The organism is Ruegeria sp. CDSC052 (assembly GCF_059610685.1).
This window is the reverse complement of sequence record NZ_JBXWOB010000005.1, coordinates 184374-198504: the sequence shown is the minus strand read 5'-3', so window position 1 is coordinate 198504 and position 14131 is coordinate 184374. Positions and strand designations below refer to the sequence as shown.

General features: G+C 58.1%; 14 protein-coding genes. 6 read left to right on the top strand and 8 right to left on the bottom strand.

The window, feature by feature from the left end; translation table 11 throughout:
• Positions 1-28 precede the first annotated feature (28 nt).
• Complete coding sequence (locus AC2FIM_RS11230; RefSeq protein WP_142636832.1) at positions 29-388, top strand: hypothetical protein; 360 nt, start codon at positions 29-31, stop codon at positions 386-388.
• Here AC2FIM_RS11230 and AC2FIM_RS11225 read toward each other — a convergent pair.
• Positions 385-1275, bottom strand: a complete 891-nt coding sequence (locus tag AC2FIM_RS11225; RefSeq protein ID WP_496732009.1) for a glycosyltransferase family 2 protein — start codon at positions 1273-1275, stop codon at positions 385-387. The two genes, AC2FIM_RS11230 and AC2FIM_RS11225, sit on opposite strands and share 4 nt — an antisense overlap.
• Entirely contained in the window at positions 1259-2599 is a 1341-nt protein-coding gene (gene proS / locus AC2FIM_RS11220; RefSeq protein WP_496732007.1) for a proline--tRNA ligase, read from the bottom strand. The genes AC2FIM_RS11225 and proS overlap by 17 nt, the downstream gene beginning before the upstream one ends.
• 167 nt (positions 2600-2766) lie before the next feature.
• Between proS and AC2FIM_RS11215 the strand changes: the two genes are divergently transcribed.
• The 5 genes from AC2FIM_RS11215 to AC2FIM_RS11195 all read left to right on the top strand — a co-directional run bounded on the left by AC2FIM_RS11215 (position 2767) and on the right by AC2FIM_RS11195 (position 8554).
• A complete protein-coding gene (locus AC2FIM_RS11215) occupies positions 2767-4131 on the top strand; it encodes an FAD-dependent oxidoreductase (RefSeq protein WP_496732005.1) in 1365 nt (454 codons plus the stop codon).
• Positions 4131-5105 carry an isopenicillin N synthase family dioxygenase gene (locus AC2FIM_RS11210; protein ID WP_496708132.1) on the top strand — a complete coding sequence of 325 codons (975 nt, stop codon included), beginning with the start codon at positions 4131-4133 and terminating at the stop codon, positions 5103-5105. Before AC2FIM_RS11215 ends, AC2FIM_RS11210 begins: the two co-directional genes overlap by 1 nt.
• A 91-nt stretch (positions 5106-5196) precedes the next feature.
• Complete coding sequence (locus AC2FIM_RS11205; RefSeq protein ID WP_142636822.1) at positions 5197-6270, top strand: AI-2E family transporter; 1074 nt, start codon at positions 5197-5199, stop codon at positions 6268-6270.
• Positions 6271-6960, top strand: coding sequence for a P-loop NTPase family protein (locus AC2FIM_RS11200; protein WP_271949468.1), 690 nt, complete (start codon positions 6271-6273; stop codon positions 6958-6960). It begins immediately after the preceding gene.
• Positions 6961-7009: 49 nt separating this feature from the next.
• Positions 7010-8554 carry a Ppx/GppA family phosphatase gene (locus tag AC2FIM_RS11195; RefSeq protein ID WP_271949467.1) on the top strand — a complete coding sequence of 515 codons (1545 nt, stop codon included), beginning with the start codon at positions 7010-7012 and terminating at the stop codon, positions 8552-8554.
• 3 nt (positions 8555-8557) lie between these two features.
• Here AC2FIM_RS11195 and AC2FIM_RS11190 read toward each other — a convergent pair whose 3' ends face one another.
• The 6 genes from AC2FIM_RS11190 to scpA all read right to left on the bottom strand — a co-directional run bounded on the left by AC2FIM_RS11190 (position 8558) and on the right by scpA (position 14024).
• Positions 8558-8929: a hypothetical protein gene (locus AC2FIM_RS11190; protein ID WP_271949466.1), complete on the bottom strand. Its 372-nt coding sequence runs from the start codon at positions 8927-8929 to the stop codon at positions 8558-8560.
• 37 nt (positions 8930-8966) lie between these two features.
• Positions 8967-9971: an endonuclease/exonuclease/phosphatase family protein gene (locus tag AC2FIM_RS11185; RefSeq protein ID WP_142636815.1), complete on the bottom strand. Its 1005-nt coding sequence runs from the start codon at positions 9969-9971 to the stop codon at positions 8967-8969.
• Positions 9972-9975: 4 nt separating this feature from the next.
• Positions 9976-10656 (bottom strand): molecular chaperone DjiA, encoded by a 681-nt coding sequence (locus AC2FIM_RS11180; RefSeq protein WP_142636813.1) that lies wholly within the window; start codon positions 10654-10656, stop codon positions 9976-9978.
• A 45-nt stretch (positions 10657-10701) separates the two neighbouring features.
• On the bottom strand, positions 10702-11190 hold the full coding sequence (locus AC2FIM_RS11175; RefSeq protein ID WP_282021472.1) for a GNAT family N-acetyltransferase: 489 nt from the start codon (positions 11188-11190) through the stop codon (positions 10702-10704).
• Positions 11187-11789 carry a VOC family protein gene (locus tag AC2FIM_RS11170; RefSeq protein WP_496708131.1) on the bottom strand — a complete coding sequence of 201 codons (603 nt, stop codon included), beginning with the start codon at positions 11787-11789 and terminating at the stop codon, positions 11187-11189. The genes AC2FIM_RS11175 and AC2FIM_RS11170 overlap by 4 nt, the downstream gene beginning before the upstream one ends.
• A gap of 108 nt (positions 11790-11897) precedes the next feature.
• On the bottom strand, positions 11898-14024 hold the full coding sequence (gene scpA, locus AC2FIM_RS11165; protein ID WP_282021474.1) for a methylmalonyl-CoA mutase: 2127 nt from the start codon (positions 14022-14024) through the stop codon (positions 11898-11900).
• Between the last annotated feature and the right edge of the window lie 107 nt (positions 14025-14131).

The following is a 14131-nucleotide window of genomic DNA, read 5'->3' as shown; positions in this document are numbered from 1 at the left end:
GAATTCATTTCCAGAGCGGGGGTCGCTCATGAATATTCGTACTGAGACAGAACAACCGGGCGCAATTTCGGCCCGGAAACTATCTACAGAAATTGATTGCGAGACCGCAGCACTGCTGCGCGCAGCGATACGTCCGATATTTTCTGGCGCCGCAAGTTGGAGCAATCTGACAGATATCCTGAAAGACAAAGGGTATCATCTGGCGTTCCGGCAAGGGCGGCTCTGTATCACCGACCGCATGACCGGTGACCGTGTTTGCGGAATACGATTTCTGGGGTTCGAGTTTAAGGACCTGGTCAATCGTTTGGGTCGTCCGATCGTTGTCCCACGCGGATCAGGTGCTGATGGCGACCTGGTCTCGGTCCGACCGACTGCGACAGGCCACTAATAGCGCCGCCAAAACTGTATGGACCGGCGGGCTGTTTTCCAAAGGCTATGGCGTGCAGCCAATTTGATCCCGTCCGGCGTATCAGGGCGTCGCAGCAATTCAATCATCAGATTGGCGGGCATATGTCCGCGGCGGTAGAACCGGAAGAAATCCTGCTGGGTCAGGGTCCGAGCCGCATTGAAGCCTGAATAGAACTGCACCCAGACGCGGGCATAATCTTCGGCGGTGTTGACGATATCGCTGGTGACACCCCTGCCCCAGAACATCGAAATCGGCTCATCCGTGCGCGCGCCCTGATATCCTCCGGCGACGAGCCGCAGCATCAGGTCATAATCGGCAGCCACCCGAAACTGCGTGTCATGCCCGCCCAGCGCCTGAAACACATCCCGCCTCAGCAAGACCGAGTTGTGGCAGAACGGCATCCGTTGCAGGATCGCCTTGAGCGCCATGCGCTTTTCCCGACTTTCCGTGCCGTCCTCGTATTTGCGCAGGGTCGAGCCATAGAGGAAATCCGGTCGAGATTCCGCAAGCCGGTCGGCAAGGGTGTTCAAAATGCCAACCGATGCCAACGAGTCATCCGAGTTCAGGAACAGCAGATATTCACCCTGTGCAGCCTCGGCGCCTTTGTTCATGGCATCATACAGGCCAGTATCAGGCGCGCTGATCACGCGCGTTCGTGGTGCACCTGCCGTCAGCTCTTCCAGAAACGCCACCGTGCCGTCATCCGATGCGCCATCCTGAATGATATGTTCGGCCCGGTCGCAACTCTGCCGGGCCATACAGGCTATGACTTCGCGGAAACTGTCCTGCCGCCCTTGGGACAGTAGGTTATATGTCGCCGTGATGACCGAGATCAGCGGCGTGACGGTTTCAGGCGATGCGCTCATAGATCTCGGCGATCTTGGTGACGGCGGCTTCGGGGCTCAACTCTTCGCTTTCGCCTGTGCGGCGGCAAGTCAGTTCGACCAAGCCGTTTTTCAGGCCGCGCGGGCCAACGGTGATGCGCCATGGCAGACCGATCAGGTCCATGGTGGCGAACTTGCCCCCGGCCCGTTCCTTGCGGTCATCATAGAGCGGATCAAGCCCCAGCACGGTCAGCGCGGCATAGAGTTTTTCACAGGCTGCGTCCGCTTCGTCATCACCTTGTTTCAGGTTCACGATACCGCAATGGAACGGGGTCACGCCCTCGGGCCAGATGATGCCCTTGTCGTCATGGCTGGCTTCAATGATCGCGCCAACCAAGCGGCTGACACCGATGCCGTGGCTACCCATATGGACCGGAACCGGTTTGCCATCGGGGCCTTGAACGGTTGCCCCAAGAGGTTCGGAATATTTTGTGCCGAAATAAAAGATCTGGCCAACTTCGATCCCGCGCGCCACGCGGCGCCGATCTTCCGGCACCTGATTGAACAGCGCCTCGTCATGCGTCTCGTCGGTGCGGGCATATTTTGAAGTGAACTCTTCCAGAATAGACTGACATTGACCACGGTCGTCATAGTCAATCTGACGGTCTCCAAAAGTCAGGTCGGTGACGGCGCTGTCATAGAATACCTCAGACTCGCCGGTTTCAGCCAAAACCAGGAATTCATGCGTATCGTCGCCACCGATTGGGCCGGAATCGGCGCGCATTGGGATCGCCTGCAAACCCATGCGCTCATAGGTGCGCAGATATGTAACCAGGTGGCGGTTATAGGCGTGCAGCGCATCCTCTTTGGTCAAGTCGAAATTATAACCGTCCTTCATATAGAACTCGCGGCCCCGCATCACGCCGAAACGCGGACGGATTTCATCGCGGAATTTCCACTGGATCTGATAGAGCGTCAGCGGCAGGTCCTTGTAACTACTGACATGACCCCGAAAAATGTCGGTCACCAGTTCCTCGGCAGTCGGGGTAAAAAGCATGTCCCGGTCATGCCGGTCTTTCATGCGCAACATTTCCTGGCCGTAGTCGTCATAACGTCCGGATTCGCGCCACAGATCTGCCGATTGCATGACAGGCATCTGAATGGCGATGTGACCCGCCCGCGCCTGTTCTTCGTGCACGATGTTTTCCAGCTTGCGCAGAACTTTGAACCCCAGCGGGAGCCAGGAATAGATCCCAGCAGCGGCCTGCTTGATCATGCCCGCGCGCAGCATCAGCCGGTGGCTGACGATCTGAGCCTCGGAGGGGTTTTCCTTGAGAACGGGCAGAAAGTAACGGCTGAGGCGCATGGCTTGACCTTTAGAGGTAAAATTCGACTTCAAAGGTGATTATGCCAAAGCCCCGCCGGGGGCAATCACGCATTGGGGTTTTACGACCACGGGCCTGTCGGTTTTTTGATTGACCCGCCAGTTAGCTGCGTCAAATGTGGCGGCAATGTAAAGTCACCGAGGCGCCCATGCAGACCATTCAAGAACCCGCCCGTCAGATCCCCGTTGTCCATTCCACGGACGTTCTGGTCGTTGGCTCCGGGCCTGCAGGTCTGGCCGCAGCGCTGGCGGCCGCACGGGCCGGAGCCGAAGTGTCGCTGGTCGACCGCTTCGGCTGCATGGGCGGCAATATCACCGCTGTCGGCGTTGAAGGCTTTGCCTGGTATCGCCACGAACAAACGGTTGAGGCTGGCGGCATCGGCATGGAATTCGAAATCCGCGCCAGGGACATGGGCGCGGCCGTGCCGGAAAGCCAATCTCTGAGTTATGAGCTGGACAGCGAAGGCTTTAAACTGGTCGCGGACAAGCTGGTCGAAGAGGCGGGCGTACACCCGATGCTGCACCGGCAATTCGTGGCTCCGATCATGGACGGCGACCGGATCACCGGCATCATCACCGAATCCAAAGCCGGGCGCGAGGCGATACTGGCGAAGGTTGTCATTGACGCTACCGGGGACGCAGATGTCGCCCATCGCGCCGGTGCGCCCACGCACAAGACCGCACGCGAAGACATGATGGCGGCCTCGGTCATGTTCCATCTGGCGGGCGTCGACAAGCGCGCCTTTATCGAAGGCGTCAAGGCCGACCCCCAGACCTATAAGGATTGGGGCGGTGGTGGCGAATGGAACATTGAGACCAGCGGTAAAGAGGACGACATGTACTCGCCCTTTGTGCACAAACCGTTCCAGCAGGCGATTGATCAGGGGCTGATCCCAGCACATCTGAACACCATCGCGGGCACTTGGGGCGCGATGCATGACACCGGTGAGCTGACCTATATGAACCTGATTCATCTGGCCGAGATCGATGGCACCGATCCCGACAGCATGACCCGCGGTGAGATCGAAGGGCGACGTCAGTCAATGCTCGCCATCGAGGCGCTGCGCCGGTTCATGCCCGGGTGTGAGAACGCCCGGCTGCGGAATTTCGGGATGACCATCGGCATTCGCGACACCCGCAAGATCGACGCGGTGTACAACATGACCGAGGATGATGCCCGCCATCAGGGCCGGTTCGAAGACACCATCGGCATCTATCCCGAATTCATCGACGGCTATGGCATTCTGATCCTGCCCACGACTGGTCGGTACATGCATATCCCCTATCGGTCGATGCTGCCCAAAGGGATCAGAGGCCTGCTGGTCGCGGGCCGGTCACATGGGGCGGACCGGGTTGCCCATGCGGCGACGCGCAACATGGCTTGCTGTGCGGTCATGGGTCAGGGTGCGGGGATTGCTGCGGCGCTTTCACTCAAAAGCAACCAAGACCTCGATAAATTGAACCTTGCCCCGGTGCATAAAGAACTGGCACGGCAAGGCGTGAGGATGCGCTGATGGACCACATCCCAACAATCGACATTGCTCCGCTGGGTGACTCCAGCCACCCCGATTTCAACGCAACCGTTCAGGCAGTCATGGATGCCTGCACCCGGATTGGGTTCCTGTCGATTACCGGCACCGGCGTTTCGCGGGACACCGTCAACAACATGCGCACTTGCGTCCGGGAGATTTTCGACATCGACGATGATGCGAAATGGGATCAGGCGATCACACGCGAGAATTATCGCGGTTTTATCCCGATGGGGTTTTTCACCCCGAATGACGGGTCGGGCAAAGCGGATAAATACGAAGGCTACAAGCTGCATTATCAGGTGGACCTGGATGCGCCCATCCGCCGAGATTGTGCCCTCTATGGCCCCAATATCTGGCCCTGTCATGTTCCACGGGCACAGGCAGTGATTCTGGATTACTGGTCAAAGCTGGACGGTGTTGCGCATATGCTGCTGGGCGCGCTGGAGATGGGATTGAAGCTACCTGCGAACCAGTTGCGAGACGCGTTTCATGATCCTATGACCAATATGTCCCTGCTGCACTATCCCCCTCAGGCCCCGGACGATACCGGCTATGGCATCCACCCGCATAAGGACACAGATGCGCTGACCATCATCGCCCCTGACCCGGTCGGCGGGCTTGAAGTTCAGACCCGCGATGGCGGCTGGATCACACCCGACTGCCCGCCGGATGGGTTTGTCGTCAATATCGGCGACATGCTAGAGCTTTGGTCGGGTGGCCGGTTGAAATCCACCCCTCACAGAGTGGTCAACCGATCGGGGCAGGAACGCTATTCCTTCCCGTATTTCGCGGTGCCGCGGCATGATGTGGTTGTCGAACCGCTTTTGACGCCTCTGCCTGGCTTTGACCGTCCATCCGTTCATTGCGGCCATTGGTCTGCCGAAATCTGGCGCACCAACTGGCCCAACGAAACAGCCCATGACGCCACCCCTGAACTGGGCACGTTAAGCGACTAGCCCCGCGCGATTCTGGCAGGTCATGAAGCGCTTGCATCGTGGGGCCGCATACGCCAAGAACGTTTGCACGTGCCGAAACAAGGGGACAGCCATGGCTTTGCCGGTAAGAGATCAACTCAGGTACTGGGGCATCGCCGCAGTGGTTATTGTACTGCTGTTGTGGGCACTTGGCGATGTATTGCTGCCCTTTGTAATCGGTGGCGCGATTGCCTATTTCCTTGATCCTGTTGCGGATAGGCTTGAAAAGCTGGGCCTGTCCCGTATGGCCGCTACCGGGGTAATCACGGTTGTCGGCGTTTTGGGTTTCGTACTGCTTATCCTGATGGTCGTTCCGGCGCTGATCACCCAGTTGATCGACCTGGTCGAGGTTATGCCCAGCCTTCTCAAGCAGCTAAGAGGGTTTATCGAACAGCAATTCCCGTCGCTTTTGGACCGCGAATCCAACACGCACCAGTTTCTGGTGTCCTTGGGAGAGACGCTTCAGTCCAAAACTGGTGATGTCCTGCAATCTGTCGCTGCGTCGCTTGGATCAGCCATCAACGTGGTGGTTCTGCTGGTGATTGTCCCAGTGGTCACCGTCTACATGCTGTTGGACTGGGACCGCATGATTGCTCGTATCGCAGAGCTTTTGCCCCGCGACCACGCCCCCACCATCAAGCGGCTGGCTGGTGAGATTGACAGCGTTCTGGCCTCATTTGTACGTGGAATGGGCACGGTCTGCCTGATCCTGGGCACCTATTACGCCGTCGCGCTGATGGCCGTCGGACTGCAGTTCGGGCTGGTCGTTGGGTTCATCGCCGGCTTGGTCACGTTTATCCCTTATCTGGGCGCCCTGATCGGGGGCTCACTGGCCATTGGTTTGGCACTTTTCCAGTTCTGGGGAGACTGGACGCAAATTGGGCTGGTCGCAGCGGTCTTTGCATTGGGTCAGGTGGCCGAGGGCAATTTTCTGACGCCAAAGCTCGTCGGCAGCTCGGTCGGGTTGCACCCGGTCTGGCTGTTGCTGGCATTGTCGGTCTTTGGCGCCCTGTTCGGATTTGTCGGGATGCTGATCGCCGTCCCGGTCGCCGCAGCACTTGGCGTTCTGGCGCGCTTTGCCACGTCGATCTATTTGGATAGCCGTCTGTATACTGGCCTTGTGGGTTTGGACCAGGAAGACGATTGAATGGCCCTACAGCTGAGCTTTGATCTACCGGCCAAGACTGCGCTGGGGCGCGAGGATTTTTTCGTCTCGCCCGCAAATGCGCTGGCCGTGGCCATGATCTCGGCTACCTCATGGCCGGGGAATAAACTGGTGCTCAGCGGTCCTGCAGGCGCGGGCAAGACACATCTGGCCCATGTGTGGGCGGCCGAGACCGGTGGTCGCATTGTGCAAGCCTCGCAGATTAAGCACGACGAGGTTCCTGACCTCGCCCAAACACCGATCGCAGTGGAAGATGTCCCCATGATTGCTGGCGATATCGACCAGCAGAAAACCCTATTCCATTTGCACAATCTTGTGTTGGCAGAAGGCCACGCCCTGTTGATGACCGGACGCCTGGCGCCAAATTTCTGGCAGTTGCCCTTGCCTGACCTGCAAAGCAGGATCGAAGGCGCACATCACGTTGCGCTGGACCCGCCCGATGACGCGCTACTGGGCGCCGTGCTGGCCAAACTGTTCGTAGACCGACAGCTGAACCCCGGACCCGAGGTCATCGCTTACCTCGTCAAACATATGGATCGCCGTTTCGAAACCGCCGCCAGCGCTGTGGCGCTGCTGGATCAACTGGCGCTGTCTGAGAAACGAGACATCACGCGGGCTCTGGCCGTACGGGTACTGAGTGCGGAACTGGAAGATGCCGAAACCAGCGATTGACCCGTCCCCGGTGATTTCGCATCTTAAGCCTGGAATATCTGGAAGAGATATGGATCAAGCCGTAGATACCAACATTCCCGACTGGGGACCTTTCGGAAAGCCGTTGTTTGACAACCCCGAGGCCCGCGCCCTGTCGCGCGTCGGCGTTGTTGATGTAGGGTCGAACTCGGTCAGGATGGTGATCTTTGATGGTGCGGCGCGATCGCCTGCCTATTTCTACAATGAAAAAGTCATGTGCGAGCTTGGCGCGGGCCTGTCCGAGACCGGCCGCCTGAACCCGCTTGGCAGGATACGTGCCCTGGCTGCGTTGAAGCGTTTTTCCCGGCTGTCAGACGATCTGGGTCTGCCGGGGCTGCACGTCGTGGCCACCGCCGCCGTGCGAGAGGCCAAGGATGGCCCGGATTTCTGCGCCGAAGTTCACGCGCTAACCGGGTTGACGGTCTCGGTCATCGACGGCGGGGAAGAGGCACGCCTGTCCGCTCAGGGCGTTTTACTGGGCTGGCCCGGTGCATATGGTCTGATCTGTGATATCGGCGGGTCCTCGATGGAGCTGGCCGAGATCGGTGGTGGAGACGTTGGTCGTCGCCTGTCATCGGCCCTGGGTCCGCTGAAGCTGCGGGATATCAAGGGCGGTCGTCGCGCGCGCAAGGCGCAAATCAAGGAGACGATGGAAAACCTGCGCGACCAGATGGGCCCTCAGCGCGATCGTCTGTTTCTGGTGGGCGGAAGCTGGCGGGCCTTTGCAAGGCTCGACATGCTGCGCCGGGGATATCCCCTGAACGTGCTGCATGAATATCGGATGACGACAAAGCAGGTGCATCAGACCATCAAATTCATCGAAAAGGGTGACCCGGAAAAACTGCGCAGTCTGGCAGGCGTCTCGGGTTCTCGGATGGCGCTGATCCCTTATGCGATGGATGTGCTTGCGCGACTGGTGCGAACGTTCAAACCCAAGGACATTGCCGTTTCCAGCTATGGCATCCGCGAAGGCCTGCTTTACGAACAGATGCCACAAATCCTGCGCGATCGTGACCCTCTGATCGAAGCCAGCTATTTTTCCGAAGCCAAAGATGCCCGCCTGCCCGGGTTTGGCAAACATCTGTTCGAATTCGTCATGCCTCTGTTCAAATCCGCGCCGCCCGCGCGGGTCAGGCTGATCAAGGCTGCGTGTCTTTTGCACGATGTCAGTTGGCGCGCCCATCCGGATTACCGGGCTGAAACCTGCTTTGATTACGTAACTCGCGCCAACTTGGGCGGTTTAAAGCATTCCGAACGGGTTTATATCGGGCTGGCCCTGCAGCACAGGTATCGCAACAAGCGTGAAGGCAACCGGTTTACCCCTCTCTATGACTTGTTGGGCGAAAAAGATCAGGAACAGGCCGAGATTCTGGGCAAAGCCATGCGCTTTGGTGCAATGCTGTGGATGCAGAACGAAGCCACGATGGGCACGCTTCGGCTGTACCCTAAAAAACGTCAGCTAGAGCTGATTTTGCCAGAAGCCGCAGCCCCTCTCTTTAGCGAAGTGGCCGAAGCACGACTGAACTCATTGGCAAGCACGCTGAAATCCGAACCCCGCTTGATCATCAAAGGCTGACCCTCAGATATCAATCTCGCCTTCGGGTTCATTTTCGGGTTTTTCCGGCTCAAGCTCGGGCTCGGGCGGCTTTTTGCGGATAATGATATCCCCGTTCGGCAGGATTTCCGGAGCCTCATAAACACTCCAGTCCTGTACTTCGGCGGCCAGTTCCGCCAGGGCCGGTCCCATTTCCTCAAAAAACGACTGCATCGCGGGGCCGAATTGATCTGCCAGCCCCAACAAATCTTCAAGCGCGGGCTCCATTTCCTGACGCAGCCCTTCAAAGAACAACTCAGCCCCTTGTTCCATCAAGGATTTGCCTGTGTCGTCCTCTGCCTGTGCCGGAACGCCCATGGCCGCTGTGACCACGCATATTGAAATGAACTTTTTCATGCTTCAGATATAAGTCGCCCACGCCGGTGATGAAAGGTCACAGATCAATATCCAGCGTGACAGGGAAATGATCCGAGGCTGTCAGCAGCGCCTCGTGCAGGTCCCGCGAGGCATAGCATGCAGGGTCCTGGAAAGGATGCCATATGCGCCATTTCGGGCGCTTAACACGCAGCCCTTCGCTGATCATGACATAGTCCAACAGCGCCTCAAGATGATCAGCCCTGTCGCGGCGAACAAAGCGCGCGGACGAGGGTAAGATTTCGGGTTCAGCCTCGTTTGCCATCACCGCATGCGGATCGAACAGACCGGTCTGCAACAGGATTTCGACAGATGAGCGTCCGAACAGGTTTTCAAACTCATCCAAGCCCGGCCCGTCGTTGAGATCGCCCAAAAGGATGACATGCTCGTCAGCCGCAATATGTGCCTGTACTCGCCGCCCTAACCAGACAGCCTGTGCAAGCTGTTTGCGTCGATTGGCGATGGATATCCGGATCGCCTCATCGCGGCTTTCTGCCCCATGCGGGGCTTTGGATTTCAGATGCGCTCCGATCAGTCGAAACGTCGCCCCGCCTGACGTCTGCGCTGACAACTCCATTGGCGGCTTGGAAAAGCGCACATGATCCTCGGTTGCATCAATATCCAGGTCGATCTTGAACACGCCATCAAAACGAGGGGCAGCCCCTTTTCCCTCCTTGTTTCCTTTGGGATCATGGCGCAATGACAGGATCTGAGGATCGAAAAGAAACGCAAGTTCCTGATGGGTATCGTTCGGAAACCCCATGATCGCGTTTCCTATGCGGAGATCGAACGCTTCGGCAAACCCTTGCAGCGCACGCACGGTGTTCTGCGTCTTACCAGTATTCGGAGCTTCAACAATCAGTACGGCATCCGCGTCGATTGCCGTCAGCACTTTTGCGATGGCCTCGATCTGTTCAGCTTTGGTGACATTGTATCTGCCGGACCAGCTGTCATCTACGATCAAACGGTCTTGCCGGTCGAAGAGATTGGCGAACCATTCAATATTGTAGGTTGCCAATCGCATCGGTTCAGGCCTGCGCGCCTTTGATTTCATCCCAGGCGCGATTGATGTCGATCATCTTTTTTTCGGCCAGACGAATGGCCTCTTCCGGAACGCCTCGTGACATCATTGCGTCGGGATGAGTGTCGCGTACAAGTTGCCGCCAGACCTTACGAATGTCGGGCAGAGGCATATTCCGCGGCACACCCAGCACCGTATAAGGATCCTTTGGTGCATCCGGTACAAACCGTGCGCGTAAGGCCAGAAACTGAGCATCGGTCTGACCGAATATCCGGCTGACATCTTCCAGAAACTTATTTTCGTTGGGATGATAAAACCCGTCGGCCATTGCGATATGAAACAGCCCCTCCATCAGGTCGCACAAGGTGGTGCTGTCTTCTGCGAACATATAGGCAATTTTGCTGGCATATTCCTGATACCCGGCGACATCGGTGCGCGCCATGTCAAAGACTCGAGCTGCACCGGCCTCATCTTCGCGTGCGATCTGAAATACATCCCGAAAGGCAGTAACCTCGTCTCGCGTGACCTGCCCGTCGGCCTTGGCCATCTTGGCCCCCAGGGCGATGACCGCAATCGCAAAGGCGACCGAGCGTTCCGGCGGCGTGCGCAGTTTCTCGAACACGGCCGTCAGGCTTTCGCCCTGTGCAAGCGCGCTTAGCGCATCGGATATACGGGTCCAAATCGACATGAGTGCACCCTAACCCGCTCCTTCGCGACTGTCAGGTGCGACAGATCACTGCGGGGCAAGAATTTTCTGCATCAGCACAAGATCCAACCACTGACCGCATTTAAACCCCACCTCGGGCATCAGGCCCACTTGTGTAAATCCGGCAGCTGTATGGAAAGCGATGGCCGTAGGATTGGCCGAGGAAATGCCCGCAATCAGAACATGAACATTGTCCATCTGTGCGCGGGCTTCCAAGGCCTGCAACAATGCGCGGCCTATCCCCTGGCCCCGCGCCTGCGGTGCCAACAGGATCGAGTGTTCACGCGTATGGGCATAGCCCGGCCCTGACCGAAACGCACCATAGGTTGCGAAGCCCAGAACAACGCCGTCACGCTCGGCCACCAGAAACGCCCCCCCCCTGGAGAGGATATCCAAGGCAACGGCGTCATCGCTGCGCAATTCAGTGGTGAATGTGATCAGCGTATCGCGGATTATCGCATTCCAGATCGCCGCAACGGCGGGCGCGTCGTCTGAACTGGCTTGCCGGATATTCATTCCAGCACCCGCACCCCGTGAGGCGTGTCAATTTCCGCGCGCAACGCCGCCGGGCCGCTTTCAAACTCAACACGCTCTAACGGGCCTAGCGCTTTGGCGAGGTCCAGTGCGTCAGGGTGATAGACAATCAGGCGGCGCAGACGGCAACCGCTGTCGTTCAGCATGTTTGCCGGGTGCAGATCTCCCTGCCATTGGATGAGCGCTGGAAAGAGGTTGTCGAACGGCAAGCGCCCGTTCGGGGGCACCGCCATGCGCCAACGCAGCGCGCCACGGTTTAGGTCGATCGGTTGGCCGACTCCGTCAGGAAAGACCATCAGTGAGGTCTCGATATCCGGAACCTGGCAAATCCAGTTAGTCAGGCGGGGAGCGCCCTGAAACCGATCTAGATCGAACCAGCGGGTTCTTTGCGGATTGGGTGCATCGGGGTCAATCGCGATGGCTTCCAGATACAAACCGTCCCGCAGGCCCAACAACCGGTTATGAGTTCCGAATTTCTCGTGCTTGCCGCCGTCCTGCAAGGGTACGCCCAGCGCCTGTTCGACATGAGCCGAGGCCTGTTCAAGCGTTTCGCCAGCAACCGCCAAGTGATCAAGTAACACGGATGAGCCCCCCAGATGACATACGGCCAGACCGCAAGGGTCTGGCCGTATGTTTTCCTCAAAGGCGCTGGATCACAAGATTTTTCGACGAAAAAACTTAGCGCCGGGTCAATCTTTGGCTTCGCCGATCAAACTCAGGATATCTTGTGCCGCCTCTGGGATGTTCGTACCCGGACCAAAGATCGCCTTAACCCCGTGATCATAGAGGAACTTATAATCCTGTTGTGGGATGACACCTCCGCAGATGACGATGATATCCTCAGCCCCGGCCTTTTTCAGTTCTTCGACCAGCTGCGGGGCCAGCGTCTTGTGCCCGGCTGCCTGAGACGAAATGCCGACGACATGGACGTCATTGTCCACCGCGTCTTGTGCTGCCTCGGCTGGCGTTTGGAACAGCGGGCCAACGTCCACGTCAAAGCCGATATCGGCAAAGGCTGTGGCGATCACCTTGGCTCCCCGGTCGTGCCCGTCCTGCCCCATCTTGACGACCAGCAGGCGCGGGCGACGGCCTTCGGCCTCAGCAAAATCCTCAATGGACTTCTGGATGGCGGCAAAGCCTTCGTCGCCCTCATAGGCGGCCCCATAAACACCGGCCAGCGTTTTGACCTCGGCGCGGTGGCGACCAAATTCCTTTTCCATTGCCATGCTGATCTCTCCTACAGATGCGCGGGCACGGGCGGCTTCGACAGCAGCGGCCAGCAGGTTGCCGCCATCGCGGGCGGTGGTCGTCAGGGTGTCCAGCGCCTTTTGGCAGGCAGCCTCATCGCGCGTGGCACGGATGCGTTCCAGACGTGCCACCTGCGCCTCGCGGACAGCCACGTTGTCGACATCCAGAATGTCTATCGGGTCTTCCCGTTCCTTGCGGTACTTGTTGACGCCGACGATTACCTCGTCACCCCGGTCGATCATCGCCTGCCGTCGGGCGGCGCTTTCTTCTATCCGAAGCTTTGGCATGCCGGATGCAACGGCCTTGGTCATGCCGCCCATTTCCTCGACCTCTTCCATAAGAGCCCAGGCTTTTTCGACCAGCTCATTAGTCAGGCTTTCGACGTAGTAAGACCCGGCCAGCGGATCGACCACATCGGTCACCCCGGTTTCCTCTTGCAGCACCAACTGAGTGTTCCGTGCAATGCGAGCAGAGAAATCGGTGGGCAGCGCAATCGCCTCGTCCAAGGCGTTAGTATGCAGCGATTGGGTGCCGCCCAGAACCGCGCTCATCGCCTCATAGGCGGTGCGGATCACGTTGTTATAGGGGTCTTGTTCTTGCAGCGACACGCCTGAGGTCTGGCAATGGGTCCGCAGCATCTTAGAGCGCTCGGATTTCGCGCCGAAATCGGTCATCACCCGATGCCAAAGGGTACGGGCCGCACGCAGCTTGGCAATTTCCATGAAGAAATTCATGCCAATGGCAAAAAAGAACGACAAGCGACCAGCGAATTTGTCGACATCCATTCCGGCCTGCGTCGCTGCACGAACGTATTCGCGCCCGTCAGCCAGCGTATAGGCCAGCTCCTGCACCAGGTTCGCGCCGGCCTCTTGCATGTGATAGCCCGAGATTGAGATCGAGTTGAATTTGGGCATATCATTCGACGTATATTCGATGATGTCCGAGATGATCTTCATCGAAGGCTCAGGCGGGTAGATATAGGTGTTACGCACCATGAATTCTTTCAGAATGTCATTCTGAATAGTGCCGGACAGGACGGATTTGTCGTGGCCCTGTTCCTCACCCGCTACAATGAAACTTGCCAGGATAGGAATCACGGCACCGTTCATGGTCATCGAGACCGAGACCTTGTCCAACGGGATGCCGTCGAACAGGATTTTCATGTCCTCTACGCTGTCGATGGCCACACCGGCCTTGCCCACATCGCCGACAACGCGTGGGTGGTCGCTGTCATATCCGCGGTGCGTGGCCAGATCGAAAGCAACCGAGACCCCCTGCTGACCCGCCGCCAGATTGCGACGGTAGAAGGCATTCGATTCTTCGGCGGTAGAAAACCCCGCATATTGGCGGATCGTCCAGGGACGACCGGCATACATTGTCGCCTTTACCCCGCGCGTGAACGGCCCAAACCCGGGCATGGAGCCCATATGTGGCAGATCAGCCGTATCTTCCTGCGTATAGAGTGGCTTGACGGCGATGCCTTCCAGCGTCTCTTTGGTCAGGTCGTCCAACGGGCGACCGCGCAGCTCTTTCTCGGCCAGCGCCTGCCAGTCTTTCCTATTGGTCATTGCGATATCCTTTTCTCAATTCGGGTCGCGCAAGGGCGTGGCCCGCGCGTTATCATCCGTGGTTGCGCCCATTGGAATTGGATGGGACGCAATATTTTATGGGCTGC